The sequence below is a fragment of the Campylobacteraceae bacterium genome (assembly GCA_013215945.1).
Classification (GTDB): Bacteria; Campylobacterota; Campylobacteria; order Campylobacterales; family Arcobacteraceae; genus NORP36.
Window position 1 is genome coordinate 373,334 of the sequence record JABSOM010000001.1, and the last position, 26,719, is coordinate 400,052.

A 26,719-nucleotide genomic window follows, 5' to 3' on the forward strand; every position below is an offset into this window, starting at 1 on the left:
ATTTTATTTGTTATGAATGTAAAATTCATTTTGCTACCAGCGCTTTAAGTCAGCTGGTAAGACTATTGTTAAAGTAGAATTATTCTACTTCAACTCCCATAGATTTAGCAGAACCAGCTACAATTTTAGCAGCTTGTTCTACATCATTTGTATTTAAATCCGAAATTTTCATTTTAACGATTTCTAATACTTGTTCTTTTGTTAATTTAGCAATTTTATTTTTTGCTGGATTTTCAGAACCTTTTTTGATTCCTGCAACTTTTTTAATTAAATCAGTCATAGGTGGTTGTTTTAACTCAAATGTAAAACTTTTATCAGCATAAATAGTAATTACAACTGGGATTTTAAAACCTGCTTGTGATTTTGTTTTTTCATTGAATGCTTTACAGAATTCCATGATATTTACGCCTCTTTGACCTAATGCAGGTCCTACTGGTGGTGATGGGTTAGCAGCTCCAGCTGGTATTTGAAGTTTTAAAATTCCCGCTATTTTTTTTGCCATTGTGTTTCCTTTTAATTTTAAATGTATTTAAATATATTAATGATTAGTCATTAGGCAAGAAAACTATAGAAGAAGCTAAGTTTTTTTGCCTAATGACTAAGTATTCTCTTATACTACTCGTTCAACTTGAGTATAAGAGATTTCTACTGGTGTATTTCTTCCAAAAATAGAAACATTTAATTTAATGATTCCTGAACCTAAATCAAAGTCTTCTACTACTCCATTAAAGTTAGCAAATGGTCCTTCTTTAATTCGTAACATTTCACCCTCTTCAAAAGATACTTTTGGTCTGGCTGCTGCTCTGTTTTCTACCTTGTCTAAGATAGCTGCAACATCTTTATCTGTTAAAGGTGTAGGTCGTTTAGACTCACCAATAAATCGTCCAACTTTAGACATTGATTGAATTTTATGCCATAAAGCAGTATCAAGATCAATTTGTGCAAAAGCATATGCTGGATATAAAGGTTTTTCAACTATTGATTTAACTCCACGTCTTACTTCAATTAAATCTTCAGTGGGAACCAATACTTTTAGTATTTGATCATCTCCCATTTCTTTAGCAAGTGTTTCAAGTGCTCTTTTAACAGTAAGTTCACTTCCAGAGTGAGTTTGTATTGCGTACCATTGGTGTGCCATTTATTAATCCTTAGTTTATTATAGCTGATAAGCTTACTGACATGATTGCATCAATCAATGCTAAATACAATGAAATAACAGTTACAACAACAAAAACAGAAATAAATGCCGTTCTTACTTGTTCTTTAATAGGAAATATTACTTTTTGTATTTCATCTTTTGCATTTTTATAATAATTTTTAAGTTTACTCACAATCAACTCCAATAATTTTTAGCTTTTATAATTCTTTGAAAAGAAGTTATTAACTACTTTTAAAAAACTTATATCATCAAAAGAGAATTCTACATATCTGTTTTGGAAAGAGATTTTACTGAAATTTAGCTTATAGAAAGCTTATATAAAATAGTTTTTAAAATTAAAAGAGAATTGATATTTTGTATTAAGTGGCAGGTCAGGAGGGACTCGAACCCACAGCCATCGGATTTGGAATCCGGCGCTCTACCATTGGAGCTACTAACCTATTGTGTATATTTTAAGAAACTCAAAAAGAGTCAAAGTAAAGTCTTACGACTTTAATTTGATTTCTTTATGAAGTGTATGTTTTTTCAATCTAGGACTGTATTTTTTAAGAGTCATCTTCTCAGTGTGAGTTTTTGGGTTCTTAAAAGTAGTGTAGTTAATATCTCCACTCTCTTCACATTTTAGTCCGATTTTAATTGCTGATCCATTTCCCATGCTAATACCTACTTAGTTATTTCGGCAACAACACCAGCACCAACAGTACGTCCACCCTCACGGATAGCAAACTTAGTACCTTTTTCTAAAGCAACAGGAGAAACTAAAACAACATTCATTTCAATGTTATCTCCAGGCATAACCATTTCAACACCTTCTGCTAAAGTAACAGAACCAGTTACATCAGTAGTTCTGATGTAGAATTGTGGTCTATAACCAGAAAAGAAAGGAGTATGTCGTCCACCCTCTTCTTTAGAAAGAATATAGGCTTCACATCTGAATTCAGTATGAGGCGTAATTGAACCTGGCTTAATTAAAACTTGACCTCTTTGTACGTCTTCTTTTTTAACACCTCTTAAAAGAATACCACAATTGTCTCCAGCTTCTCCCTGATCCATTTCTTTACGGAACATTTCAACACCAGTTACAGTAGTAGTTTGAGTATCAACGATACCTACGATTTCAATTGTTTCACCAATTTTAACGATACCAGTTTCAATTCTACCAGTTACAACTGTTCCTCTTCCTGAGATAGAGAAAACATCTTCTACAGGCATTAAGAAATCTTTTTCAGTTTCTCTTTTTGGAGTTGGGATGTAAGTATCAACAGCATCCATTAATTCCATAATTTTAGCAGTCCAAGTATCTTCTTCACCTTTTTTTGCAGTTTCTAATGCTTGAAAAGCAGAACCAGCAATAATTGGAGTATCGTCACCTGGGAAGTCATACATAGATAATAACTCTCTGATTTCCATTTCAACTAATTCTAACATTTCTTCTTTATCTTCGTCGTCTAATTGATCTTCTTTGTTCATGAAAACAATGATGTAAGGAACACCAACTTGTTTAGATAATAAGATATGTTCTCTAGTTTGTGCCATAGGACCATCAGTCGCAGCAATAACTAAAATAGCACCATCCATTTGAGCAGCACCAGTAATCATATTCTTAACATAATCCGCATGGCCTGGACAATCTACGTGAGCGTAGTGTCTAGCTTCTGTTTCATATTCAATATGAGAAGTAGCAATAGTAATTCCTCTTTCTCTTTCTTCTGGTGCATTATCGATTTGATCGTAATCCATCATTTCTCCACCCAGTTTGTTAGTTAAAACTGCTGAGATAGCTGCTGTTAAAGTAGTTTTACCATGATCGACATGACCAATAGTACCAATGTTAACGTGTGGTTTGTTACGTTCGAATTTTTCTTTTGCCATAAAATTGCCTTTAAAGTTTTTATAACCCTCTGAGTAGATAAGCCCAATAGCTTCTCTATTCAGAGGGGATTTTATTGTATATTTATTTAGACATAAATATCAACAAGTTTTTTGTCGTGACATTATACATAAATAAACATAAAATTTGTATTATTTGAAAAATCAAAAAAAATATTTGATAAATTTCACTTCTTACAATGAATTAAGTGGAGCGGGAGACGAGACTCGAACTCGCGACAATCTGCTTGGAAGGCAGAGGCTCTAGCCAACTGAGCTACTCCCGCTTAACTTATAATGGTGGGGAGAGAAGGACTCGAACCTTCGAAGCCGTAGGCGAGGGATTTACAATCCCTTGGATTTGACCACTCTCCAACCTCCCCGGTTGAATAAAAAAAATCAAAGCAGACTATAAAGTTTGTTTTGATGTAAAAAATGGAGCTGATGATAGGAGTTGAACCTACGACCTGCTGATTACAAATCAGCTGCTCTAGCCAACTGAGCTACATCAGCGTCCAACAATTTAATGGTGGCGCGAGACAGAATCGAACTGTCGACACAAGGATTTTCAGTCCTTTGCTCTACCGACTGAGCTATCGAGCCATCTTAAATTGGATTGAAATTATATATATTTTTGATTAATTTAACCTTAAATTTCGGACAAATTCTTTAAATATATTTCCTCTTTGCGCATAAGATGTAAATTGATCCAACGATGAAGCAGCAGGAGAGAGGATTCCAACCGATTCTAAATCCAGTTTTGAATCAATTTTTTCCAATGTTTTGATATAATTTCCTTCATAAAAATACATAAAAGAATATTCTTTGCATAAAGTAATCAAACGCTTGAAATTACTTCCTATGATAAATATTTCAATATTAAAGTCTTGTAAAAAATCAAATAAAGGTCTTAAATTTGCACCTTTATCATCTCCACCTAAAATTAAATATATTTTTTTACCCTTATAAGAGCCCAAACCGCTCATTGTAGCGTCAATATTTGTACCCTTAGTATCATTCACCCATAAACGGTTTTTTTCATCTCTAAGCTCTTCTAATTTGTGTTCATCGATTACAAAGGTATTTATTTTTTTATAATCTTTTTCATCAAATAGAATTATTTTACATGCCATGGCTAAAAGTGCATCTAATAAAAAAGGCTCTTTAAAATCTACCTCGTTTTTAATGATTCCAAATTCATCACAAAGATCTTGCGCATTTTGATAAGTAATCTTACAGGCTTTGCTTGGATAATCTTTATAAACTTCAGGAATAATTGCTATTTCGCCTTCAAGCATAGAATCAAGAGGTTTTAGTTTGGCTTTAATATATTCATCATAAGAACCATGCCAAGAAATATGATCTTCTGAAATAGGCAAGAGGATATATAAATTGGGTTTGGCTTTATTGGTATAATGCAAGGTAAAAGAAGAGGTTTCAAGAATCCATATATTTTTTTTCTCATCAAGTGAACACAAAGGAACACCAATATTTCCTCCGTATACAGAACCTTTATCTTCTAATAAATGCTGCAACATTTGAGTAGTAGTTGTTTTACCATTCGTTCCAGATATCCAAATACTATAAGGCATAACAGAAGAGAATAAGTCATAATCACTTTGAATATTATTACAGTCTTTTAACATTTTGTTATAAGGTGGGATTCCAGGACTTACCACTGTAATATCTTGTGATTTTTTGTCATAGGATGAAAAATCACTTTCATCGTATAAGATTACATTGTCAAACTTCTTTTTGATAGCTTGGGCAGTTATTCCTTTACCCAAGACTCTTATTGTTTTATTTTCCATTTATCGTATTTTCAAACTCATCAAAGCAAAAAGATTAGCCATAAATGAGATTATCCAAAAACGTACAATGATTTTATTTTCTTTCCAGCCTTTTTCTTCAAAATGATGATGAATGGGTGCCATTAAAAAAACACGCTTTTGTCTTAATTTAAAAGAACCAACCTGCAAAATCACAGATACCGTTTCAATAACAAATATAAAACCAATAAGTATTAACAGAATTTCACTCTTACAAGCAATTGCCATATAGCCCATAAATGCACCAATAGGTAAAGAACCCGAATCCCCCATAAATACTTGAGCAGGATGGGAGTTATACCATAAAAAAGCGATTAAGGAGCCTATAAAAGCAGCGCCTAAAATAGTAAGTTCTCCAATAATTTGAATGTTTGGCAATAATAAATACGAAGAAATAATAGAATGACCTGTAATATATACAATGGCGGATAAAGTAAAAAAAGCCATAACAGAAGGTACTGTTGCAAGGCCATCTAAACCATCGGTTAAATTAACTGCATTAGACGTTCCTATCATTACAAAAATCCAAAAAGCAATTGAGAAATAGCCCATATCAAACATTGGTAATTTATAAAAAGGTGTATACAATTGGGTTGAGTGATCGTAAGATAAAAATACAACTACCACTACAAGAGCAGCTAAAAATTGTAAAATTAATTTTTTTCTTGAACTTAATCCTGCGCTATTTGATTTATGCATTAATTTTGCTAAATCATCTTTAATTCCAATAAAAGAAAACAAAACAATAGTAAGTAAACCCCCAAACACATAAAAATTATTTAGTTTTGCAGTTAATAAGGTGGCAACTAACATAGAAAAAATAAATACAACTCCACCCATGGTTGGAGTTCCTACTTTTGTTTGATGATTTTGGGGTGCTAATTCATAAATGGGCTGACCACTTGACCTTTCTTTTGCCCATTTAATAAATTTTGGCATTAAAAAAAGTGTAAGAAAAAATGCTATAAAAAACGCAATACCTGCGCGTACTGTAATGTATTGAAAAATGTTAACATCCATATGTCTGTAAAACCAATAAAACAAATTAAAACCTTCTTTTTTAGGAAAATAAATCCTGTGTTTACACAAACTCCAACTGTGGCTATGCCCAAGACAATGTTTTCAGCCAAGATAGGAGTAAGTTTTGATATAATCGCGTAGATTATATTACATATTATATTGAAAAGGCTTTAAATAATGACAAATAAAACATTACTTGTAATAACAGACGGTATTGGACATAATGAAGAAAATACATTTAATGCATTTACAAATGCCAAAACACCTACTTATGACAAACTATTTAAAAGCGTTCCAAATTCACTAATTCATACTTACGGAGAACATGTAGGACTACCCAATGGACAAATGGGAAATTCTGAAGTGGGGCATATGACTATTGGTACAGGAAGAGTTTTATATCAAGATTTAGTAAAAATTAATAAAGCAATACAAGAAGATGAATTAAAAAACAATGAAGTATTAAAAAACACCTTAGAGCGTGCAAATAATATTCATATACTTGCTTTATTAAGTGATGGAGGTGTGCATTCGCATATTTCACATATTATTGCATTGGCTTTAATTGCTTCTAAAACAAACAAAAAAGTCAAACTTCATTTAATTACAGATGGAAGAGATGTAGCACCTGATTCATGTGCCATTTATATTAAAGAAATTTTAGATATTTGTAATGAAAATATTAGTATTGCAAGTATTTCTGGTCGTTATTATGCAATGGATAGGGATAATAGATGGGAGAGAATACAAAAAGCATACGATTCAATTGTTTTTGCAAAAAACACTTCCACAGAAGATATTTTATCTTATGTTTCTAACTCTTATGAAAATGACATTTATGATGAGTTTATTGAACCGTGTACTTTTAATAATTATCAAGGCTTTAGCGCTAATGATGGTATAATTTTTGCTAACTTTAGGTCCGATAGAATGAGAGAAATGTCTGCATGTATTTCAGATTCTTCTTTTAGTGAATTTAAGCGTTTTAAAGAGAATTTATTTATAGCAACCATGACACAATATAATAAAAATCTTCCCTTACCTATCATGTTTCCAAAAGAAATACCACTTAATACCTTAGGAGATGTGATTTCAAATGCAGGTTTAAGTCAAGTACATACCTCAGAAACTGAAAAATATGCCCATGTTACTTTTTTCTTTAATGGTGGAGTTGAAGAGCCCTTGTTAAATGAAAAAAGAATTTTAATTCCAAGCCCAAATGTTGCTACTTATGATTTACAACCTGAAATGTCAGCGATTGAAGTTTGTGATGCGGTTATATCTTCTATGGAAGAAAACAATGATTTTATTGTTGTTAATTTTGCAAATGGAGATATGGTTGGACATACCGGTTCTTATGATGCAGCGCTTAAATCTGTAGAAGTAGTAGATTCTCAATTGGAACGAATAATAGACAAAGTAAAAGAGTTAAACTACAATCTTGTTTTAACTTCAGATCATGGTAATTGTGAGCGAATGAAAGATGAAAATGGGAAAGTCTTAACCAATCATACTGTTGGTGATGTTTTTTGTTTTGTAATATCAGAAGGTGTTAATAAAATTAACAATGGTTCTTTAAATAATATTGCACCTACTGTATTAAAATTAATGAATCTCCCAATTCCTACAGAAATGGATGAAGCATTATTTTAAGCTAAGATATAATATAAAATATTATGTACAAATTTTTAAGAAATTAAAGAGTGTAAGGTAACAAAGGATATTAATAAATGAAATATGTATTAGGTTTTTTCGCAATTCTTTCTTTAAGTATTGCTTCATGGATTATATATTTATATGCAAATATACGATTTGATATAGATAAGGTTGTTAATTACAATCCACCTTTGACCACACAATTTTTTGATAAAAATGGAGAGTTGGTTGCAAATATTTTTCAAAAAGAACATCGTTTATATGTTAAATACGATGATATCCCTCCTCGTATTATAGAAGGGCTAATTGCTATTGAAGATACTATGTTTTTTGAACATAATGGAATTAACTTAGATGCAATATCACGAGCTATAATTAAAGATATAAAAGCAAGAAAACTTGTAGAAGGCGCTAGTACTTTAAGCCAACAGTTAGTAAAAACACTGGTATTAAGCAGAGAAAAAAAGATTTTACGAAAAATAAAAGAAATTTTATTAACACTAAGACTTGAAACCATTTTAAGTAAAGAAGAAATTCTTGAAAGATATTTAAATCAGGTTTATTTTGGACATGGTTATTATGGTATTAAAACAGCAGCTTTGGGTTATTTTAAAAAAGAATTGTATGAATTGTCTTTAAAAGAAATAGCTATGTTAGTAGGACTTCCAAGAGCTCCAAGTTTTTACGATCCAACTAGAAATTTAAAATTCTCACTTGCTAGGGCTAATCAAGTTATAAGAAGAATGCATAAAATTGGTTGGATTAATAAAAGCGAATATGATGCTTCTATTACTGCTGTTCCTATTGTATATAAACAAACACTTACTCAAAACAAAGCACCTTATATTATTGATTACGCATTAAAACAGTTAAAAAATAATGTGAAAGACCTAAGAAGCTCTGGTTATAAAGTACAATTAACTATAGATTTAAAAGCACAGCAAATTGCAAGAGAAGGTTTAAATCATGCTTATGCATTAATTTTAAAAAGAGATGTCAAGAGTTTTGAAAGAGATAAAATAGCCTACGTAAAAGCCAAAGAGAAAATAAGAAAATTAAAAATAAAAGTAGAAAATGGTAGTTTTACTGTTCCTTCAAAATATGACCAAGAAGGAAAAGAAAGAGAAGATTGGATCAATCCTTTATCCATTCCTAAAAAACTTGCTTATATAAAAGAAAGAGAAGTAATTAATGAAGAAACAGGAATAAGTACCATAGAACTTATTTCTACCCGTGTAGATACATTAAATGCAGCACAAATAACTATTGAGAGCTCTAGTGGTAAAATTATTACGATGTTGGGTGGAATTGATTATAAAAAATCTTCCTTTAACAGAGTAATTCAGTCCCAAAGACAACCCGGATCTTCTATAAAACCATTTTTATATCAAAAAGCTTTAGACAGTGGATATTCGCCTGCTACTAATTTAATTGATATTTCAAGAACATATTCATATAAAGATGGAGATGAAGAAAAACAATGGAAACCTAGAAATTATGTAGAAGGTAATTACAAAGGTTTTGTTCCTTTAAGAGAAGCATTGGTTCATTCAAGAAACCTAGCAACGATTAATTTAGTAACTGATTTAGGAATAGATGTTGTATACAATGGATTAAAAGAATATGGCATGAAAAAAATTCCTTTTGATTTATCTATAACACTGGGTTCTTTTGCCATGTCCCCTTATAAACTCACCCAAGCATATTCTATGTTTTCAAATAATGGTGTACAAGTTAAACCCTATCTTATAAGCAGTATTATTAATAAAAACAATACAAAAATAAACTTTGAAAAAGAAGAAACCTATATTACCTCACCTGCTCAAACCTATTTAATGACAAGTATATTATACGATACTGTTAACCGTGGAACGGGAAGAATGGCAAGAGTAAAAGGTTTAGATGTTGCAGGAAAAACGGGAACAACCAATAACAATGTAGATGCATGGTTTGCTGGTTATACCCCAAGCATGCTAACAATCACTTGGTTTGGAAATGATGACAATAAACCTATGGGAAGACGTGAAACAGGAGGAAGAGCAGCAGGTCCAGCGTTTGCTTACTTTTACAAAAACTATTTAAAAATACATCCTGAGATTCCAAGAAAGTTTATAAAACCAGAAGAAGTCAGAACATCAATAATTAATGGCAAAAAAGAATACTTTACGGATATTTCTAAGTTACCAGAAGTGATAAGAGTACCTCAAAATGAAGAAGAACAAATAGAGTTCTAAGTTTAATGTTCTTTTAAAAAGGCTCAAACAATATTGTTTGAGCCTTTTTTTTTGCAAAAAAAAAGGTGAACAGAAACTGTTCACCTTTTTGTATCACAATACTCTTAACAAGAATACGTTGTTTTAAATTCAAAAGCAGTTGGTCTGGCTTCATCAGGCCACACTTGTGTTTCAAATTTATAGTGTTGATACGTATCAACCATATCTTTTGTAAAAGCAGGTAATAAGAATTCATTGTCTCTAATTAAAGCTTCTAGCGAACCTCTTAAAGTATGAGGCATTTGAGGAATATTTCTTTCTCTAATTTCATCTAAAGGCATTTCAAATAAATCTTCATCCATTGGACCAATTGGTTCAATTTTATTTTTAATTCCATCAAGTCCAGCCATCATCATAGCAGCAAATGCTAAATAAGGACAAGCAGCAGAATCAGGGAATCTCATTTCAATTCTAGTCGCTTTTTCACCAGCACCATAAGGAATTCTACAAGCAGCTGATCTGTTTTGAGAAGAATAAGTCAAAATGTTTGGCGCTTCAAATCCAGGAATTAATCTTTTGTAAGAGTTAGTTGATGGGTTAGTAAATGCTGCAAGTGCACGTGCATGTTTAAATATACCACCCGTGTAATGTCTTGCCATATCAGATAAATTACCATATTCACCTTCATTGTAAAATAAGTTTCTACCATCTTTCCAAATTGATTGATGAACATGCATACCATTTCCATTATCACCCAATAAAGGTTTAGGCATAAATGTACACGTTTTACCATTTAAATGTGCAACCATTTTACAAACATATTTGTATTTTTGTACATTATCAGCAGCTTCGATTAAACCATCAAAAACAATTCCAATTTCACCTTGACCTTGAGCAACTTCATGATGTCCTAAGATTACTTCTAATCCAACTTGTTCTAAAACAAGCATCATTTCTGCACGTAAATCTACCATTGAATCTGTTGGTTGTACGGGGAAGTAACCACCTTTAGTTCCTGGTCTGTGACCCATGTTACCAGATTCATAATCAGTTGAACTTGCCCATTCACCCTCATCTGAATCAACTCTATAATACGATTCATTAATTGAATCAATTATTTTAACATCATCAAAAACAAAAAATTCATTTTCTGGTCCAAAATAAGCAACATCACCAACACCACTTTCAGTTAAATGCTGTAAAGATTTTTTAGCAATAGATCGTGGACATTTTTCATATAATTGTCCCTTGTAAATGTCATAAACATCACAAATAACAATAATTGTAGAATCAGCAGTAAATGGATCTAAGAATGCAGTTACAACATCTGGTTTTAAAATCATATCAGATTTGTTAATTGGTTGCCATGCATCAACGGATGAACCATCAAAAGGCATACCAAATTCTAATTGCTCAGCAGTAACAGCGCTCATCATATATGAAATATGGTGCCACATTCCTTTTAAATCTGTAAATCTAAAGTCAACAAATTGTACTTCATTTTCTTCACAGTATTTAAAAAATTCTTCTCTATTGTTTACAAATTTTCCCATTAATCTAACCCCTTTTTATTTATGTTTTAATCTTAACTAAATAAGTAACAAAGTGGCTTAAATTATATGTATAAAAAATATACATTTTAGTATTTTTTTTAAAAAAAATACTAAAGTAAGAAAGGAAAGAAAGCAAAGTTAATAAGCGTTGATATTTAAAATACTTGGCATAAAACAATAAAAAAAAGAAGGGTTTAAAATTCCAGAAAAATCTTTTCTCGCTCTCTAAAAGTTACACATTTACTGTATCCAACCTTTTTAGCAAGTGCACTTACTTCTTCATAAGCAAAACCAACTTGCTCAATACTATGAGCATCTGAAGAAAAAGTAATAGGAATATCAAGAGAAAAAGCTTCTTCTAAAAGTAAAGAAGAAGGGTAAGTCTCTTTTATTGGTTTGCGTAAACCAGCAGCATTTAACTCAAGCACCATATTTGATTTTTTAATAGCTTTTAATGCATTTTTTGCAATTAATCTTATGTCTTTTTTAGGTAAATATTTAAATACTTTAATCAAATCGATGTGTCCCACGATATCAAATAAAGAACTTTTAGCCATAGCTTCTATTACATAAAAATAGTCTTCCCAAATTAAATCAATATTTTTTTCTTTGTATTTACCAATGAATTCTGGATTATCAAAACCCCATAATCCATCGTCATTTTTATTGCCTATAAAATGAATTGAACCAATTAAATAATCCACCTTACTTTCTAAAACATCTTTTAAAATTAAAGAAGTATTTTGCATATAATCTACTTCATACGCCAAAAGAATTTCAATTTGATTTTTGTATTTTTCTTGTAAAAACAATACATCATGTTCATACTTGTTTTTTTCACTTAATTTCATTCTGTATTTGGGGTCAAAATGCATAGGCGCATGATCAGAAAAACCATAAATATCAATTTTTAAATCAATTGCTCTTTTAATAAAATCTTCCATAGAACCATCGGCATGATTGCATAGAACAGTATGGTTGTGTAGGTCTACTCTCATTAATTTAAAATACCAGCACCTTGTATTTGTGTACTTCGCTCTTTTGCATACACTCTTTTTCCCTCAATTAAATCATATTTCCAAATAGGAGCAGATTTTTTGAAATCTTCTACAAATTGATCAATTAATTCTAAAGCAACTCTTCTTTTAGGGGAGCAAACAGCAGCTATGTAGGAAGACCTATGATTAGCTACATCGCCCTTTGCATGTGCCATTAATACAAGTGCATTTTGTTTTTTTGCTTTTTCTTGCCAAGTGTTAAACCAAGAAATTAAAATAGGTTCATAAATATCAAAAGACAAACCTTCTATATCATTCTCATCCCTAACAATACCAACAAAAGTAATAATAGCTCCATAATTAGAATTTCTAAACTCTTCATACCATGCGTTTGTTATATCTTGAACAGGTAAGTCCCCATCAATTAGTTGTAAAGCATTTGAAATATTCACTTTAAAATCATCCTCCACAAACAGGAGGTAAAAGTGAAATTCTATCACCATCTTTTAAAACATGGTCTTTTGAAGAAACCATAGTATCATTTACAGCCACTGCACAGGTTTCTAACCAAGAAGATACATTTTCAATTTTTTGCAAGATTTCGCCCAACTGCGATAAATTATTTATGTCAATATTTAAAGCTTCATTACTAATTGGTCCTAAAAATTCTACTTTTACCATTTTTAACCCCTTATTTACTAAATATTCACTATTATATCAAAATTATTTTAATAAAAAGGTAGATGATGAGCTTGATATTTGGTAAAATTGATTATATTAATTTATTGCCCTTTAACGTTTACATCAAAAAAAATATTAGATCCAGTCAAATTAAATCTATAATTAATTATAAAAAATCCTATCCTTCCAATATCAATAAAAAATTTAAAAAGAAACAAATAGATTCAGCTTTTATTTCTTCTATTGCTTCAAGATCGCAGAATGCATTGGATTTAGGAATTGTTGCAAAAAGTGCAGTGACTTCTGTATTAGTAATTAAAGGTAAGTATAAAAAAGACATAGAATCTGAAACGTCAAATGCACTTGCAAAGGTTTTAAATATTCAAGGTCAAGTTATTATTGGTGATAAAGCCCTTAAATACTACCATGAAAATACAAATAAAAATGAATATGTAGATTTAGCACAAGCGTGGATAGATAAGTATAATCTTCCTTTTGTATTTGCACGTTTATGTTTCAATAAAAATGAAAGATATTTAAAAAAAATTACTAAAAATTTTGACAAAAGAAAAATAAAAATTCCTCAGTACATCTTAAGTCAATATGCTAAAAGATCAGGAATTAGTAAAAATAATATCTTAGAATACCTAAAAATAATAGATTATAAAATAGGCCATAAAGAAAAAAGAGCAGTAAAACTATTTTTAAAATTAACAAAGGATTACAAATGATACAAATATTTGATGCAATTGTTTTAGGTGTAATTGAAGGTTTAACAGAATTTTTGCCAATATCTTCTACAGGGCACTTAATAGTTGCTAGTAAATTTTTAGGGCTGGAACAAAATGCTATTACAAAAGCCTATGAAATGATTATTCAATTTGCTGCTATTTTAGCTGTTGTTTTGCATTATCCTTCTAAATTTACTTTTAAATATATTGATTTGTGGATGAAAGTAGCCCTTTCTTTTTTACCTCTTGGAATTATTGGTTTTTTATGCGCAGATTTTATTAAATCCTTATTTTCCGTACAAATAGTGGCTGTTATGTTTATTATTGGAGGAATTGTATTTATAATAGTAGAACAATTTTATAAAGAAGAAAAAGCACTTACGAAAGATGTTGAAGATATTACTTATAAACAATCTTTTTATATTGGCTTAGCGCAAGTATTTGCTTTAATTCCAGGAACTTCGCGAGCTGGATCTAGCATTATTGGAGCTATGCTTGTAAAATTAGATAGAAAAACGGCAGCTGAATTTTCATTTTTATTGGCCATTCCTGTATTATGTGCTACTACTGCTTATGATTTAGTAAAACACTATGAGGAGTTTTTATCTTCTGATCTTTTGGTTTTATTTATAGGTTTTGCTGTATCTTTTGTAGTAGCTTACCTTGCAATAAAAATATTTTTACGTTTTTTAGAAAATTTTACTTTTATTGCTTTTGGTATTTATAGAATAGTTTTTGGTATTGTTTTATTGATTTTGTTCTAAAATAATATCTATCATTGACTCAACAGAATCATACATAATACAATCCGTTAATCCTTTTGACATTTTTTCAATATTGCTTTTTAAGCATTTGATTAATATGTTGGGATGCAATTCTTTTTCTCTTGCTACAAAACACAAACCTTTATTTCTTAAAAAAGCAGCATTATGGAATTGATGATCTCCTGCTGCGCTCGGATAAGGAATAAACAAAGTAGGAATTGCATTAGCTGCAAGTTCCCATAATGTTGAGGCCCCTGCTCTTGATACTGCAAAATCTGCTTGGGACATTTTTAAATGAAGTTTTTGATCAAAAGCAAATATATCTAAGGAAATTCCAAGTTTAGAATACTCTTCTACAACACGATTAAAATCATTTTTTCCTGTTTGATGAATAATTTTAATTCCTGCTTTATTCAAAGAAGGAGCAAGTTCCAGGGCATAATTATTAATTGCAGCAGCGCCATGAGACCCACCTAAAAAAATAATAGTTTTTACATTCTGTCTTATTCTTGCTTCATTAAAATATTCCATTTTTACAGGATAGTCTTTTACTTTTGAGTTAAGATCATAAGAAGAAAAAAATTCACTTGCAAAACGTTTCGTATAATGATTTAATTTACCAGTTACTGAGTTCTGCTCATGGATATACAGTTTACATCCTGATTTAAGAATAGCAGCCATGCTTGCAGGAGCTGCTGAATATCCGCCTACTGAAATGACTGTTTTAACATCAAGAGTAGAAAAGAGATCCAAACAATGAGAGACTTCTTTTGCAATGGAAAACAAAGCCAGTGCTTTTCCTTTAAAATCTTTATTTACTACTCCTCTTGATTTAAGAAAATAACATTTTTTAATATGAAAATCCCTAGCAAACCATTCTTTATCTTTTCCATTTTCGCTTCCTACAAAAATAGGAGTAATTCCTCTTTTATAAAAAGCATCAATAAATTCTTTTGCTACGTTTAAGTGGCCACCTGTCCCACCACCCGTAATTACTACTGTTCCATGCATCTACTTATTTCCTTATTTCTTTACTAATTGATAATACTAAACCTATTGATATTGAAGTAGCTAATAAAGCTGAGCCCCCATAGGATAAAAAAGGAACAGCAATTCCTTTTATAGGGATGATTCCTGTTATTCCATAAGAGTTAATTAAAAAAGCGATAATTATCATTAAAGCAATACCTAAAGTAAACAAATGATAAATAGGATTTTCTACTCTATTTGAAATTCTGAAAATTCGCCATACTACTAAAAAAATCAATATTGTAATTACAATTATACCAAATAATCCCAATTCTTCAGTAATTCCAGCAAGAACAAAATCCGAATGAACTTCAGATAAATAACCCATTTTTAAATTTCCGCCCCCAATCCCAACACCAAAAAAACCGCCATTGTATATTGCGTTTAAAGAATGACCTACTTGATATGGCACAGGAAGTTCTTTAACTCTTAAATAAGAGTTAGCAATGTCAGGTAAAATAGATAAAATTCTGTCTTGATTTAGGGCCCACCAAGAGTAAATTCTTTGAATACGGTGGGGTGCTGAAATAATTAAGGTAGCTAGCGTTAATAAAGAGCATAATCCAAGTACTAAAAAAAGTTTAAAAGATCTGTTTGCAAAAACCAAAAGAACCATTAATACAAGACCTAATAAAACAACTTGTCCCAAATCTTTTTGTAAAAAAGCGACTAGAAATACCACCAGAAAAAAAGCAGAAAAATAAGGAAACAATAATAAAAATTCTTCTTTCAAACTCATTTTTTTTGGCTGGTCCATTACCCTACGGTGAAAAGACCAGGCTAAAAAATATATAAAACCAATTTTAAAAAACTCTACGGGAGAAAGAGAAAAACCAGGTAACCTTATCCATCTGTTTGCACCACCTGCTGCAGTTACAAGAGAGCCTGGCAAAAGAGGCATAATTGCCATAAGAAAAAAAAACAAGATAAACAGTGTCATTCCCACTTTTCCAACAATCTTATCAGGAGGAATTTGTGAAAAAACCCACATAATTAACATTCCTAAAATACCAACAAAACATTGTCTCATAAAAAAATGGAATTGATTGTAATCATAATAAACAACAGTATAAACAGACAAAGAATAAGAAAATAAAATACTAACAGTAATTAACGTACAAGAAAGTAAAAATAAAATATAATCCGCTTCTTTTGTTTTTGACATAGTTTTTTTGCCTTAATTTATTATTAGAGAAACAATAAAGAAAATTATTATTGTTTTATATTGTATAATTTGGGTTAATTTCGATAAAATTCTCGTATTATAGTATATTATGGATAAAAATGACTTCAAACAATAACAATAACGTTAATAAAACAAAAAAAACTTTTTTATTACTTGCAGTAATTCTTCTTGCAATGATTATTTTTATTCTTGTTGTATTTACAACCGTTGCAAAAAAAAGAAAACTTCCAAGAATAAATATCTCAAAAAGTGAATTAGCAATTAGAGGGAATATTTTATCCTATGATAATTTTAAAATCGCTTCTTCCAAAAAAATTTATAAAGTTGCAATAGATACAAGATATTTAAATAAAAATAAACTTGATTTATTTGTAAAATTATTATCAATATATTCAAATATAGAAGAAAAAATACTTTATAATAAAATCAATAAATCACTAAAAAAAAGACCTGGTTATATCATTCTATCTTATAATATTAATTCTAGAACTGCAAAAAATTTAAAAGAACTGGGATTTAAGTTAAGACGTTTGGGAATTTTCAAATCTTTATATAGAAATGGAACACGCTTGTTGGTTGGACTAGAAGTAAGAGAAAGTGGAGAAAAAAGACTTTATTCGTATAAAGACACACTAACCCCTGTAGTTGGTTATATACGAAAATTTGAAGCAAGTAATGGAAAAACAAGAGTAAAAGGTATTAAAGGTATTGAACGCTCGTACAATAGACTTTTAAATGAAAATAAAGATGGTATATTAAGTGGACAAAAAGATGTGCTTTCTTACATTTCTTTTAATAAAGATTCTGTCATTAAAAACAGAATAGATGGGGCAAATCTTAAATTAAATATTCCATTAAAACTGCAAAAAAATATTGAATTAATCTTAGATAAAAGTAAAATAAAATATGGTGCAAAAGAAATTATAGTATCAATAATGGAGAGTGAAACAGGAAAAATAATAACCCTAGCCACCTCAAATCGTTTTAACCCAGGTCATATTAAACAAAAAGACATTCCCTCTTTAAATGTTTTTGCAATTGAGCATCAATATGAGCCTGGTTCAGTTATTAAACCTATTTCTTTATCCTTAGCAATGGAAAAAAATCTTATTAAAAAAAATGAACTTTTTTCAGCATATAATAAAGGTAAAGCAAATGCCAAAGGTTTTTATCCAAAAGGAAGATATCCCTTGGGACGTTTTGTAATTAAAGATGATCATAACTTTAAAAAAAGATACATAACACTTAATGACACTGTTATATTTTCAAGTAATATTGGTACGCTTCAAATTGCTCAACGTTTAAAAGCAGAAGACTTTTATGAAGGTTTTGTACGCTTTGGTTTTACTAAAAAAACAGGAATAGATTTACCTTTTGAAAAATCAGGATACTTGCCTCCTAAATACAGATTTAAAGCAGGTGAAAGTAAAGGAAGAGACAATGTATTTAAAGCAACTGTTTCTTACGGTCAAGGTATGACTTCAACCTTTATGCAAGTGCTTAAAGCCTACAGTGTTTTTAATAATAATGGTTATTCAGTACAGCCAAAAATTGTTAATACCTACACAATAAACAATAAAAAAATTAGTAAATCACAAATAACCAAAGAAAAAGTTATCTCAAAAAGAACAGCCAATAGAATGAAACAAATGTTAATTAATACCGTACAAAAAGGAACAGGAAGAGGTACGGCAATTAAAGGTTTAGAAATTGGGGGAAAAACAGGAACAGCTCAATTAGCAAGAAGAGGTAAATACCTTAAACGCTATATTTCTTCTTTTTTTGGTTTTGCAAATGATTCTACAATGAAATATACTATTGGAGTTACTGTAGTTGAACCAATATCAACAGGAAAATATTGGTATTACCACTATGCTTCACAATCTGCTGTTCCTTTATACAAAGAAGTGATACAAACATTGGTAAAATTAAATTATTTAAGCCCTAATAAGTAAAGCTTTTTAAAAAAACATATAATATTAAACAAAAACTGATATAATTCAAAAAAATTACAAGGATAATAATGTTTGGATCATCCAAAGAACTAAAAGAATATTCGTATTCAAAAGAAGAATTAGAGAAATTTCAATATGCTAAAATTACTACTGTTAAGGGTGTAATCTGGGTTAAATTATTTGTAGAAGCAGTTCCAAATACTGTTTCAAACTTTGCTAGTTTAGCAAATGATACTTTTTACGATGGTTTAAATTTTCATCGTGTAATTGATGGTTTCATGGCACAAGCTGGATGCCCAGAAGGTACTGGTGGTGGAGGTCCTGAGTGGGCAATTGAATGTGAAACAAGTGCAGATAAACAAGTGCATAACAGAGGTGTTTTATCAATGGCACATGCTGGTAAAAATACAGGTGGTTCACAATTTTTTATTACTTTTGTAGCTACGCCTCATTTAGATGGTGGACATACAGTATTTGGAGAAATAGAGCAAAATGATGAAAAATCCTTTGAAGTATTGGATTCAATAGAACAAGAAGATGTGATAGACAGCATTGAAATTTTAGCTTCTAAAGAAGACTAAACTACTAAAAACAGAGATAAACTGTCTCTGTTTTTCCAATAAAACATTCCTTATTTACTAATTAAAATTAACTTTCCTGTTTTAGGATCTTTATATACTTGCCCCAAAGATTCAAAGCCTTTGGAAGAGTCTTGTGCTTCTTTTAAATCTTTTGGAATATGCGTCAATTCTTTCCCTTGAGAAATAATTTCTTTATTTTGAACATTAAAATGTTCTTGTAAATTAGGACTAATAGCTACAAGAGCAGCAATTAAACCACAAGCAAAAACAAGAATAATATCCACAAGATTTGCCAATGGACCTAAGGGTTCATCCTCTTCTTTTTCAAAGTGTCCACTTGAAAACCTAGATTTCATTGTTTATTTCCATTTGAGTTAAAGCTTGATCATACCAGCGTTTTCTAAGTCTTGAAATAATAAAACCTGTCATTCCTGCCAATAATCCTAAAACTGTTGTATCAAAAGCAACCGACATAGCTGTACTTAATATCTTCACATCACCCTCACCTAAAGCAGCAAGTCCAGGGCCTAAAGGAATAAGTGTTCCCATTAAACCTAACATCGGAGCAAGTCTTGTTAAAAAATCTGCTCGCTCTATTCTTTTTTTAGCATGTATTAAAACCAAAGGAATATCTTTACTTTTAATAAGTCTTTTGATTTCAATTGATTTTTCCCCTATACTAATACCTATTTCATAAATTGAAAATGCCACAAAAAAAAGCAATAACCATGAAACAGGTTCAAGTAAAAGTGCTGTAATTTGATGCATTAATCCAAGTGATATTGACGAAAACATTATAATCCTTTGTGTTTATTAAAAAAGACAGATTTAAAAATTCCTACTAATAAAAGAAAAAAGAATCCCATTAGAAGATACATAATATAGGAGTTGTCTTGCATATTCTTCTGCTTATTTTCTTTTGATTCTTGTTTTTCATCATTTTTAATTTCTTGCTCATTTATTTTTATTTCTTGTATACTTTTATACTGTTCTTTTTTTGCAGCTTTTTTATCCAATCTACTATTTTCTAATACTTTTTCAAGCTTAGATAAATCTTCACTTGAAATATAAGCTTTAATAAAATTATAAATCTCATGATTGGCTTGGGTATGACCACTACCAGGAATTCCATATTTTATAATATTTTTTGCAAATTTGTTTGCCAAATCATCTAAAGTTTTTTTATCTGTTTTCCAAAAATCCTTTTGAATAGCTACTAACATAACAGCCAAGATATTTGTTTGAACATGTACATTATAATCACTTGATAAAAATTTATCTAAGTCTAAATTTAATTTATCATCAATATATACTGCTTTTACTTCATCCCAAACCCAAGTATCAATTATTTCTGGATTAGTAACTTGCCAACCCCATAAATATTCAATAAATTCACTTCCCATAGTACGAGCTCCACTATAACCCTCTTTCATTAAAGGTTTTATCCATTGTGGATTTAAGTACCGCCCTCTTAATTCGCCTAATATTGTACTTTGCAAAGTATTGATTTTAAGATCTTTTGCATTAGAATGATCAATAACATAAGAATTTACATGTTTTCCCGTAAGTGTTTCAATGGCTAAATTAAGTCCCCCTAAATAATCAAAAGTATCATTATTATCAATTAAACCATACAAGTTAGATGCTCGTCCTAAGTAGGTATTTCCCACATTTTTTAATTGTCTAACATAACTATCTTTGGCTAAAATTCCTTCCTCTTTTGAGGTATAGACATATGAAACTCTTTTAATAAATACTTCTCCTAATTCTTTCCTTGTGCTCCAAGAATTAGAACGCTCAACCAGCCTATTAATTCCTGCACCATAAGAACCAGGTGCTGTTGCAAAAACTCTGTAAGAAGCTCTTAATCCTACTTCTTCTAAAGATAAGTTCTTATTGTTTTTTAATATTTCTCTTGCTTCTTTTACCCAATTATATGCAACAATATTTACATCCAGACTTTCATTCCCACCTCTTTTTTGCTCACCCAAAGAAGATAAAGCAGTATTTAGGCTTAAACTTAATGCTGGATATTTTTTAATAATAGTAAAAGAAGAGGCATCAAGTGCCATTAAAACAGCTTTATTTAATAAAACAAGTTTTGATGCATATAAATCCCTAAATAAACCAGAAGCAGTAAATAACACATCTCTTCTGTATTTTCTTTTTTTATCTAAGGGAATACGTTCAAGTCCTTTTAAAATTCCTCTTTTATTCCAAATAACTTTTATTCCTAATAAATCTAAACCCAAAGCAATCATTGCACCTTCATCTCTTACTGTATCAGAGGCCCAAAGTATTAGCGCTTCTTTTTTTCTTACATCACTTTTATTATTTGAACGTATTTTTTGGGCAAGAATACCTGCTGTATCAACAGCTATTTTAGAAGGAATCAAACCCGCATCTAAAGCATAAAAGTTTCTTCCTGTAGGCAAAGAATCAGGTGTTCTTATAGGATCATTTCCTTTTCCAGCTTCAATATATCCACCCTTTAAAGCAGAAAATAAAGCTTGCATTTCTTTTTTTGGTGAGCTAATTAGATTTTCTTTAACCCTTTCATTATTTTCTTCTTCCATGGATTTAAGCATGATAGAAACTGCTTCTTTTTTCCATTTTTTTCCAAAGGTATGTAAACCTAAAGGCATAAATTCTTCTTGCAGTTTGGTTAAATAATGCCCCACTTCATGCAATAAAAATTCATCATCAATTTCATCAAAAGCAATACCTCTTACTTTTAATTCTTCATCCATACTTGCCTCTAATTCTTTTCTTAAATGCATAGTATCAATAGCTTCTTTTATTTTTGTGATTGCATTCTTACGTAAATTATCATCACTTGCAGCTTCAGCACTTTCTATTAATTGTCTTAATTCTAAAAGACTGTCATATAAATCAGTGGTTGCTAAAGGAGGCGTTAAATGATCAATCATAATAGCGTGACCTCTTCTTTTAGCTTGAATACCTTCACCTACACCATCTACAATATAAGGATAAATACTTGGTAAATCATCAATTAAAATACGAGGATAATCACTGGCACTTAAACCAACCGCTTTTCTTGGTAAAAACTCATAAGTAGAATGCCTTCCTAAATGAATAATAGCATCTGCTTTAAATTTATTTTTCATATAATAATAAAAAGCCATATACTGATGAGTTGGAGGAAAAGATAAATTGGCATGCAATAACTCTTCATTTAATTCCCAGCCTCTTGGAGGTTGAGGCGCAAGAATAATGTTACCAAAAACAACAGAAGGAATAAGCAGTTTATTATTAAAAACCATTACTTCCCCAGGAACTTCTCCCCAACCCCTAATACCTTCAATTTCTAAATCTATAATTGCTTGAACTAAAGTATTCGCACTCATTAAAACAATTTTATTTTCATTTTGTGATTGTTGCAAAAGACTTGTATATTCATTTTTTAGCTGTAAAAGTAAATTTAGAGCTCTTTTTCTGCTTTTATTTCTAACTCCATCCAAAGCATGGTGTAAATTATTCATTGTTTTATTCATATAGTTATTCATTGCTTTATAGGCTTTTAGTTTGTCGCTATTAGCTACGATTTGAATTTCAGTATTAAGAAATTCTTTTATTTGTACATGTAAAGCAGCAAGAGGTCCAAACTTCATCTCTTCGTTAATATGTTTTGGCAAAGTATTAAGATAAGACGCATATTCATTTGAAGTAAGAGTATTTCCTTCTAAACTTTGTTTTTTTAGAACACTTTTGTCATTGGGTAAATTAACTGCTTTTTCTTGCAACATTGCCAATAAAGCCTCAGAACTTTTAGGTAAAATTCCCACATCATAACCTTCTTTTTTAAGCTTATTTAGAATTTCAAAAAGTGTAGCTGGAACATTTAAATTATCTGCACCAATATTATGACGTCCGGGAGGATGGTTGTAATATATTATGGCAAGTTTTTTGTTTTTATTTTTTATTTTCTTTAACAAAATCCAACGTTTTGATTTTTTGACTATATTCTTCACTTCATCATCAAGTACTTTAATCTTTAACAGCAATAAACCCGTGCGCTCATCTTTACTTGAACCTTCACTCATTGCTAAGATATGAACCTGCCCAATTCCCTGTAATTCTGGCATTGAGATACGATAATGTACTGAATTAATAGCTAAACCAGTAGAAGAAAGTTTATAGGCATAACTTGTACTATCAAGTACTCTTAGTGCTTTTAAAATAGGCACATTTAATTTTTTAAAACTGTCATTCACTTCTAATCTAGACTCTCCTCCACCAATTACAAAATCATGTAAAGATATAATAGAATAATGTTTTCCATCACCTACTTTATCTACAAGCTTCTCAATATTTTTAAGTGCCAAATAACTTGCTTTTCCCCATGAACTTAAAACAGAAACAACTTGTAAAGAAGGCGCATATGTTTGTATCTTATCATGGATTTCCCAAGAAGACGAGCTATCAGCCCTATCATTATCTAATACAAATAAAATATCTTTATTCTTATCTAATATAATATTATCAATTTTATCGTAGGTTTTAGAAGCATTAGCATTAAGGAAATAACGTATTTGTTTTAATTCTTTAATATCTGGCCACTCATTATTATTTAAAGTACTTTTAAATAAAAAAGAAAATAAATTTGAAATATTTTCAATTCCTCGATTTTCCCAATAGGCTCTTGCTTGTAAATAAAATGAAAAAGAGGGAAATTCTTTTTGTTTTTTATTTAAATAATCTAAATAAGATGCTGTGCTATTATTTTTATTTAATAATTCAAGGGGGAAATTTTTATAAGGTGTGAAAAAAGAATCTTGGTTTATATTTAATAAACGTCTATCCCCTTGCAAAGAAATAACCATTTGCTTATTTTGATAATTTAGGCCAGAAAGTTTTTCAATTATTTCTCCAAAAACAGAGCTAAATAAGATAATATCAGCTTTGTTAATATATGAATTTAATTCATCCAAGCTCATTTGCAATACTTGGGAAACACTTCTTATCTTGATATTATTAGGCGAATCTTTCATATAATATTTTGCAGCTGTATTTATAGAAGATGCAGAACGGTCAGATACTACGACAAACATTTCTTTCTGAAGAGAAGAGCTTTGGGCATTAAGGAAAACAAAAGAAAGGCATAAAAAAAGTAATTTATAAAACATATCTATCCTATTAAAAATTTAATAACACAGAAAGCGGAATGCTAGGCAATAATATTAGTATATACTAAGATTTCAAGACACCCCGCCTGATCTGTATTGATAAAATTAAGTCGGTCTCCGGGCTAAACGCACTTTTTCAAAACAAAATATTCCTTCCCATTAAAAAACAGTGGCTTATATTTTGTCATAATAAAATATTATATACGTAGTACCGTTGCGGGGGCAGCATAGGCTTTTAACCTATTTCCCATGAATTAAAATAATTCACTTAATTAAATTATTTCGAATGTTACCTTATTTTTACTTAATAAAAAAATAATTATTATTTAAAGTAAATAAAAAGGATTAAGAAAACTTTTTAGAAAACTCATTTAGAATATTTTTATAATCATTGTTTTTGTGTTTCTCTTGAAACCACAAAGGAAGTATTTCCAATAAAAATTCATATCTTAATATCATCATACAAAAAGAATCGTAAACGCAGGATGCATCTTCATTAGCATACTTAATTTGCGCCTCACTTAAAACATCTCTTTCCCAATTGGACCTGGCTATATTTTTTGACTTTTGAAGTTTTAAATCAAGAAATAATAAACATGCTTTTTTAGCTCCTAATTCATTAGGCGAAAAAAGTTTATCTTTAAATAAAATCCCAAAATCTATGCAAGCATTCATTCTGCAATTAAACTCTTTGTATAATACTTGAAGATCATTTTTTAAACCAATACCAACTTTTATTATATTTTTATTTGAAAGAATCATTAATAAAGAAGAAATGTTTTTAATTTTTTGTACCTGAAAAATATAAGAATTATTCGCATCGCATAATTGAATAATTGCAATTTTACTTTCTGGAACTCCTTTTTTAAAAACAGGTTTCTGTTCCGTATCAAAGCCTAAGATTTTTGATTTATTTATTAAAGGAATTATTTCTTTAAGATCATTATCGTTATTTATAATGTATTCTTTTCTATTAGTATTATGATATAAATTTTTATTAGAATCATCTAAAGTATGAATGTTATCAAGGCTACTTATAAAACTAAGTAACTTATAGGTAGAAGTACTCTTATTTGAAATGATATTATCAAAACATTCATTTAATAAGTTTTTGATATTATCTAATTCATCGCTGCCACACAGTGTTTCAATTAAAGAAAGACGCTTTTTATTTATAAAAGAATCAGATATATTATTGCTCAATTTATTTCCTTTATTGTTAGTATAGTATTAAATATTAAACCATTTCATTAATTAATCTTTTAGTAGAAATACCAATAAAGAATTATTTCTTTTTTAAGGTATTCATTAATTAAGAATCACTTTTAAAAAACTATCTTCTTATCGTTGCATCATTAGTAGCAATTATTTTTTTAGGAGTTGATGAGCGATTGTTTACAAAAGTAGATTGTTTTTTAACAATAGGTTTTGTTATTTTTGGTAGTTTTGCTTTAATATTTTTTGTTGACATAGAACTTCCTTTTTTTATTTTTATTATAATAATTCTATTTTTATATAAACTCACAAAAAAAGTACTGCTCTTTTTTATAAAATCTCAATTATTATCCATGAAATCCTTTTTCTATGAAAGCATAGAAAAAAAGGCTATGTAATCCTATTCAATTAAAATCAAAAGTTAGTAGGCATGAAATCCCGTGAATACGGGCAAAAAAAAAGCTTTACCTTAAACAACTTAGAGTTGAATAAGATAAAGCTTTATAAAATACTTAAATCTGGCAACGGCCTACGTTTCCGACAAGGGGACCCTGCAGTATTATCAGCGATGAAGAGCTTGACTACCAGGTTCGAAATGGGGCTGGGTATTTCCTCTTCTCTATAATCACCAGAAAATAAGTAATAAACATTCCAATGAATATTTATTACTTACTTCTATATATAGAATAAGTAAAAATTGTTAAAGTCTTTAGATTTCGAACACTTGTCATTATCAAGCGTTAATACACTTAATAAGATAGTAGCCATTGAAATAATATAAATAAGCCAAACGATCTATTAGTACTGGTCAGCTAAACGTCTTACAACGCTTACACATCCAGCCTATCAACCAGCTAGTCTTGCTGGGATCTTCAGGGAAAGTTCATCTTAGAGTTGGCTTCGAGCTTAGATGCTTTCAGCTCTTATCACATCCGTACGTAGCTACCCAACGATGCTCTTGGCAGAACAATTGGTACACCAGTGGTACGTTCATCCCGGTCCTCTCGTACTAGGGACAAATCTCTTCAACTTTCCTACGCCCACGGAAGATAGGGCCCGAACTGTCTCACGCCGTTCTGAACCCAGCTCGCGTACCGCTTTAAATGGCGAACAGCCATACCCTTGGGACCTGC

At 30.2% G+C, this 26,719-nt stretch carries 24 protein-coding genes, 5 tRNA genes, 2 rRNA genes and 1 riboswitch; of the genes, 6 read left to right on the forward strand and 25 right to left on the reverse strand.

The genetic code is table 11. The annotated features are described in order from the left end of the window. Positions 1–79: 79 nt before the first annotated feature. The 12 genes from rplK to HRT41_01825 form a co-directional block, all read right to left on the reverse strand. Positions 80–502, reverse strand: coding sequence for a 50S ribosomal protein L11 (rplK, locus tag HRT41_01770; protein NQY22739.1), 423 nt, complete (start codon positions 500–502; stop codon positions 80–82). A 108-nt stretch (positions 503–610) separates the two neighbouring features. Then, positions 611–1,138 (reverse strand): transcription termination/antitermination protein NusG, encoded by a 528-nt coding sequence (gene nusG / locus HRT41_01775; GenBank protein ID NQY22740.1) that lies wholly within the window; start codon positions 1,136–1,138, stop codon positions 611–613. A gap of 10 nt (positions 1,139–1,148) precedes the next feature. Then, complete coding sequence (secE, locus tag HRT41_01780; GenBank protein NQY22741.1) at positions 1,149–1,331, reverse strand: preprotein translocase subunit SecE; 183 nt, start codon at positions 1,329–1,331, stop codon at positions 1,149–1,151. A 192-nt stretch (positions 1,332–1,523) separates the two neighbouring features. Continuing rightward, a tRNA-Trp gene (locus HRT41_01785) sits at positions 1,524–1,599 on the reverse strand. A 44-nt stretch (positions 1,600–1,643) separates the two neighbouring features. Further along, a complete protein-coding gene (rpmG, locus tag HRT41_01790) occupies positions 1,644–1,814 on the reverse strand; it encodes a 50S ribosomal protein L33 (GenBank protein NQY22742.1) in 171 nt (56 codons plus the stop codon). A gap of 8 nt (positions 1,815–1,822) precedes the next feature. After that, positions 1,823–3,031, reverse strand: a complete 1,209-nt coding sequence (tuf, locus tag HRT41_01795; GenBank protein ID NQY22743.1) for an elongation factor Tu — start codon at positions 3,029–3,031, stop codon at positions 1,823–1,825. 207 nt (positions 3,032–3,238) lie between these two features. Then, a tRNA-Gly gene (locus tag HRT41_01800) sits at positions 3,239–3,315 on the reverse strand. Between the two features lie 11 nt (positions 3,316–3,326). Beyond that, positions 3,327–3,411 (reverse strand) — tRNA-Tyr (locus HRT41_01805). Positions 3,412–3,464: 53 nt separating this feature from the next. Further along, positions 3,465–3,541 (reverse strand) — tRNA-Thr (locus HRT41_01810). 14 nt (positions 3,542–3,555) lie between these two features. Next, positions 3,556–3,631, reverse strand: a tRNA-Phe gene (locus HRT41_01815). A gap of 35 nt (positions 3,632–3,666) precedes the next feature. Next, on the reverse strand, positions 3,667–4,839 hold the full coding sequence (locus HRT41_01820; GenBank protein NQY22744.1) for a UDP-N-acetylmuramoyl-L-alanine--D-glutamate ligase: 1,173 nt from the start codon (positions 4,837–4,839) through the stop codon (positions 3,667–3,669). Then, positions 4,840–5,901, reverse strand: a complete 1,062-nt coding sequence (locus tag HRT41_01825; GenBank protein NQY22745.1) for a phospho-N-acetylmuramoyl-pentapeptide-transferase — start codon at positions 5,899–5,901, stop codon at positions 4,840–4,842. Positions 5,902–6,054: 153 nt separating this feature from the next. Here HRT41_01825 and HRT41_01830 point away from each other — a divergent pair, with 153 nt between their 5' ends. Beyond that, positions 6,055–7,530, forward strand: coding sequence for a 2,3-bisphosphoglycerate-independent phosphoglycerate mutase (locus tag HRT41_01830; GenBank protein ID NQY22746.1), 1,476 nt, complete (start codon positions 6,055–6,057; stop codon positions 7,528–7,530). A gap of 77 nt (positions 7,531–7,607) precedes the next feature. Continuing rightward, on the forward strand, positions 7,608–9,767 hold the full coding sequence (locus HRT41_01835; GenBank protein NQY22747.1) for a PBP1A family penicillin-binding protein: 2,160 nt from the start codon (positions 7,608–7,610) through the stop codon (positions 9,765–9,767). Between the two features lie 104 nt (positions 9,768–9,871). On the opposite strand, the gene glnA is transcribed toward HRT41_01835, so the two are convergent. The 4 genes from glnA to HRT41_01855 form a co-directional block, all read right to left on the reverse strand. Continuing rightward, entirely contained in the window at positions 9,872–11,299 is a 1,428-nt protein-coding gene (gene glnA, locus HRT41_01840; protein ID NQY22748.1) for a type I glutamate--ammonia ligase, read from the reverse strand. Between the two features lie 194 nt (positions 11,300–11,493). Further along, a complete protein-coding gene (locus tag HRT41_01845; GenBank protein NQY22749.1) occupies positions 11,494–12,297 on the reverse strand; it encodes a histidinol-phosphatase in 804 nt (267 codons plus the stop codon). Beyond that, positions 12,297–12,800 (reverse strand): molybdenum cofactor biosynthesis protein MoaE, encoded by a 504-nt coding sequence (locus HRT41_01850; protein NQY22750.1) that lies wholly within the window; start codon positions 12,798–12,800, stop codon positions 12,297–12,299. The genes HRT41_01845 and HRT41_01850 overlap by 1 nt, the downstream gene beginning before the upstream one ends. Then, positions 12,757–12,978 (reverse strand): MoaD/ThiS family protein, encoded by a 222-nt coding sequence (locus tag HRT41_01855; GenBank protein ID NQY22751.1) that lies wholly within the window; start codon positions 12,976–12,978, stop codon positions 12,757–12,759. Before HRT41_01855 ends, HRT41_01850 begins: the two co-directional genes overlap by 44 nt. A 71-nt stretch (positions 12,979–13,049) precedes the next feature. On the opposite strand from HRT41_01855, the gene HRT41_01860 reads away from it, so the two are divergent. Together HRT41_01860 and HRT41_01865 are read left to right on the forward strand one after the other, a co-directional pair. Beyond that, positions 13,050–13,709, forward strand: coding sequence for a hypothetical protein (locus tag HRT41_01860; GenBank protein ID NQY22752.1), 660 nt, complete (start codon positions 13,050–13,052; stop codon positions 13,707–13,709). Then, the gene (locus tag HRT41_01865; protein NQY22753.1) at positions 13,709–14,473 is read left to right on the forward strand and encodes an undecaprenyl-diphosphate phosphatase; all 765 of its coding nucleotides are present in this window, start codon (positions 13,709–13,711) and stop codon (positions 14,471–14,473) included. Before HRT41_01860 ends, HRT41_01865 begins: the two co-directional genes overlap by 1 nt. Here the strand turns inward: HRT41_01865 and HRT41_01870 are convergent. Next, positions 14,456–15,484 carry a UDP-N-acetylglucosamine--N-acetylmuramyl-(pentapeptide) pyrophosphoryl-undecaprenol N-acetylglucosamine transferase gene (locus HRT41_01870; GenBank protein NQY22754.1) on the reverse strand — a complete coding sequence of 343 codons (1,029 nt, stop codon included), beginning with the start codon at positions 15,482–15,484 and terminating at the stop codon, positions 14,456–14,458. The genes HRT41_01865 and HRT41_01870 overlap by 18 nt on opposite strands. A 4-nt stretch (positions 15,485–15,488) precedes the next feature. Further along, positions 15,489–16,667, reverse strand: coding sequence for an FtsW/RodA/SpoVE family cell cycle protein (locus HRT41_01875; GenBank protein NQY22755.1), 1,179 nt, complete (start codon positions 16,665–16,667; stop codon positions 15,489–15,491). Positions 16,668–16,786: 119 nt separating this feature from the next. Here HRT41_01875 and HRT41_01880 point away from each other — a divergent pair, with 119 nt between their 5' ends. Together HRT41_01880 and HRT41_01885 are read left to right on the forward strand one after the other, a co-directional pair. Continuing rightward, positions 16,787–18,643 carry a penicillin-binding protein 2 gene (locus HRT41_01880; GenBank protein NQY22756.1) on the forward strand — a complete coding sequence of 619 codons (1,857 nt, stop codon included), beginning with the start codon at positions 16,787–16,789 and terminating at the stop codon, positions 18,641–18,643. A 68-nt stretch (positions 18,644–18,711) separates the two neighbouring features. Then, positions 18,712–19,224: a peptidylprolyl isomerase gene (locus tag HRT41_01885; protein ID NQY22757.1), complete on the forward strand. Its 513-nt coding sequence runs from the start codon at positions 18,712–18,714 to the stop codon at positions 19,222–19,224. Positions 19,225–19,274: 50 nt separating this feature from the next. Here the strand turns inward: HRT41_01885 and HRT41_01890 are convergent, their stop codons facing one another. From HRT41_01890 to HRT41_01920, 7 genes are all read right to left on the reverse strand, one after another. Continuing rightward, complete coding sequence (locus tag HRT41_01890) at positions 19,275–19,580, reverse strand: DUF2149 domain-containing protein (GenBank protein ID NQY22758.1); 306 nt, start codon at positions 19,578–19,580, stop codon at positions 19,275–19,277. Next, positions 19,570–20,019, reverse strand: a complete 450-nt coding sequence (locus HRT41_01895) for a MotA/TolQ/ExbB proton channel family protein (GenBank protein NQY22759.1) — start codon at positions 20,017–20,019, stop codon at positions 19,570–19,572. The genes HRT41_01890 and HRT41_01895 overlap by 11 nt, the downstream gene beginning before the upstream one ends. Continuing rightward, positions 20,019–24,371 carry a cobaltochelatase subunit CobN gene (locus tag HRT41_01900; protein ID NQY22760.1) on the reverse strand — a complete coding sequence of 1,451 codons (4,353 nt, stop codon included), beginning with the start codon at positions 24,369–24,371 and terminating at the stop codon, positions 20,019–20,021. Before HRT41_01900 ends, HRT41_01895 begins: the two co-directional genes overlap by 1 nt. Before the next feature lie 90 nt (positions 24,372–24,461). Then, positions 24,462–24,658: riboswitch (cobalamin riboswitch) on the reverse strand. A 58-nt stretch (positions 24,659–24,716) separates the two neighbouring features. Continuing rightward, positions 24,717–25,574, reverse strand: coding sequence for a 3'-5' exonuclease domain-containing protein 2 (locus HRT41_01905; GenBank protein NQY22761.1), 858 nt, complete (start codon positions 25,572–25,574; stop codon positions 24,717–24,719). A gap of 130 nt (positions 25,575–25,704) precedes the next feature. After that, complete coding sequence (locus tag HRT41_01910) at positions 25,705–25,842, reverse strand: hypothetical protein (GenBank protein NQY22762.1); 138 nt, start codon at positions 25,840–25,842, stop codon at positions 25,705–25,707. Between the two features lie 260 nt (positions 25,843–26,102). After that, positions 26,103–26,219 (reverse strand): 5S ribosomal RNA (gene rrf, locus HRT41_01915). 140 nt (positions 26,220–26,359) lie between these two features. Further along, positions 26,360–26,719, reverse strand: a 23S ribosomal RNA gene (locus HRT41_01920); the annotation flags it as partial.

Coding starts and splice junctions, on each gene's coding strand:
- rplK (NQY22739.1), bottom strand. CDS start 502: ATGGCAAAAAAAATAGCGGGAATTTTAAAACTTCAAATACCAGCTGGA.
- nusG (NQY22740.1), bottom strand. CDS start 1,138: ATGGCACACCAATGGTACGCAATACAAACTCACTCTGGAAGTGAACTT.
- rpmG (NQY22742.1), bottom strand. CDS start 1,814: ATGGGAAATGGATCAGCAATTAAAATCGGACTAAAATGTGAAGAGAGT.
- tuf (NQY22743.1), bottom strand. CDS start 3,031: ATGGCAAAAGAAAAATTCGAACGTAACAAACCACACGTTAACATTGGT.
- HRT41_01820 (NQY22744.1), bottom strand. CDS start 4,839: ATGGAAAATAAAACAATAAGAGTCTTGGGTAAAGGAATAACTGCCCAA.
- HRT41_01830 (NQY22746.1), top strand. CDS start 6,055: ATGACAAATAAAACATTACTTGTAATAACAGACGGTATTGGACATAAT.
- HRT41_01835 (NQY22747.1), top strand. CDS start 7,608: ATGAAATATGTATTAGGTTTTTTCGCAATTCTTTCTTTAAGTATTGCT.
- glnA (NQY22748.1), bottom strand. CDS start 11,299: ATGGGAAAATTTGTAAACAATAGAGAAGAATTTTTTAAATACTGTGAA.
- HRT41_01845 (NQY22749.1), bottom strand. CDS start 12,297: ATGAGAGTAGACCTACACAACCATACTGTTCTATGCAATCATGCCGAT.
- HRT41_01850 (NQY22750.1), bottom strand. CDS start 12,800: ATGGTGATAGAATTTCACTTTTACCTCCTGTTTGTGGAGGATGATTTT.
- HRT41_01855 (NQY22751.1), bottom strand. CDS start 12,978: ATGGTAAAAGTAGAATTTTTAGGACCAATTAGTAATGAAGCTTTAAAT.
- HRT41_01870 (NQY22754.1), bottom strand. CDS start 15,484: ATGCATGGAACAGTAGTAATTACGGGTGGTGGGACAGGTGGCCACTTA.
- HRT41_01875 (NQY22755.1), bottom strand. CDS start 16,667: ATGTCAAAAACAAAAGAAGCGGATTATATTTTATTTTTACTTTCTTGT.
- HRT41_01880 (NQY22756.1), top strand. CDS start 16,787: ATGACTTCAAACAATAACAATAACGTTAATAAAACAAAAAAAACTTTT.
- HRT41_01885 (NQY22757.1), top strand. CDS start 18,712: ATGTTTGGATCATCCAAAGAACTAAAAGAATATTCGTATTCAAAAGAA.
- HRT41_01890 (NQY22758.1), bottom strand. CDS start 19,580: ATGAAATCTAGGTTTTCAAGTGGACACTTTGAAAAAGAAGAGGATGAA.
- HRT41_01895 (NQY22759.1), bottom strand. CDS start 20,019: ATGTTTTCGTCAATATCACTTGGATTAATGCATCAAATTACAGCACTT.
- HRT41_01900 (NQY22760.1), bottom strand. CDS start 24,371: ATGTTTTATAAATTACTTTTTTTATGCCTTTCTTTTGTTTTCCTTAAT.
- HRT41_01910 (NQY22762.1), bottom strand. CDS start 25,842: ATGTCAACAAAAAATATTAAAGCAAAACTACCAAAAATAACAAAACCT.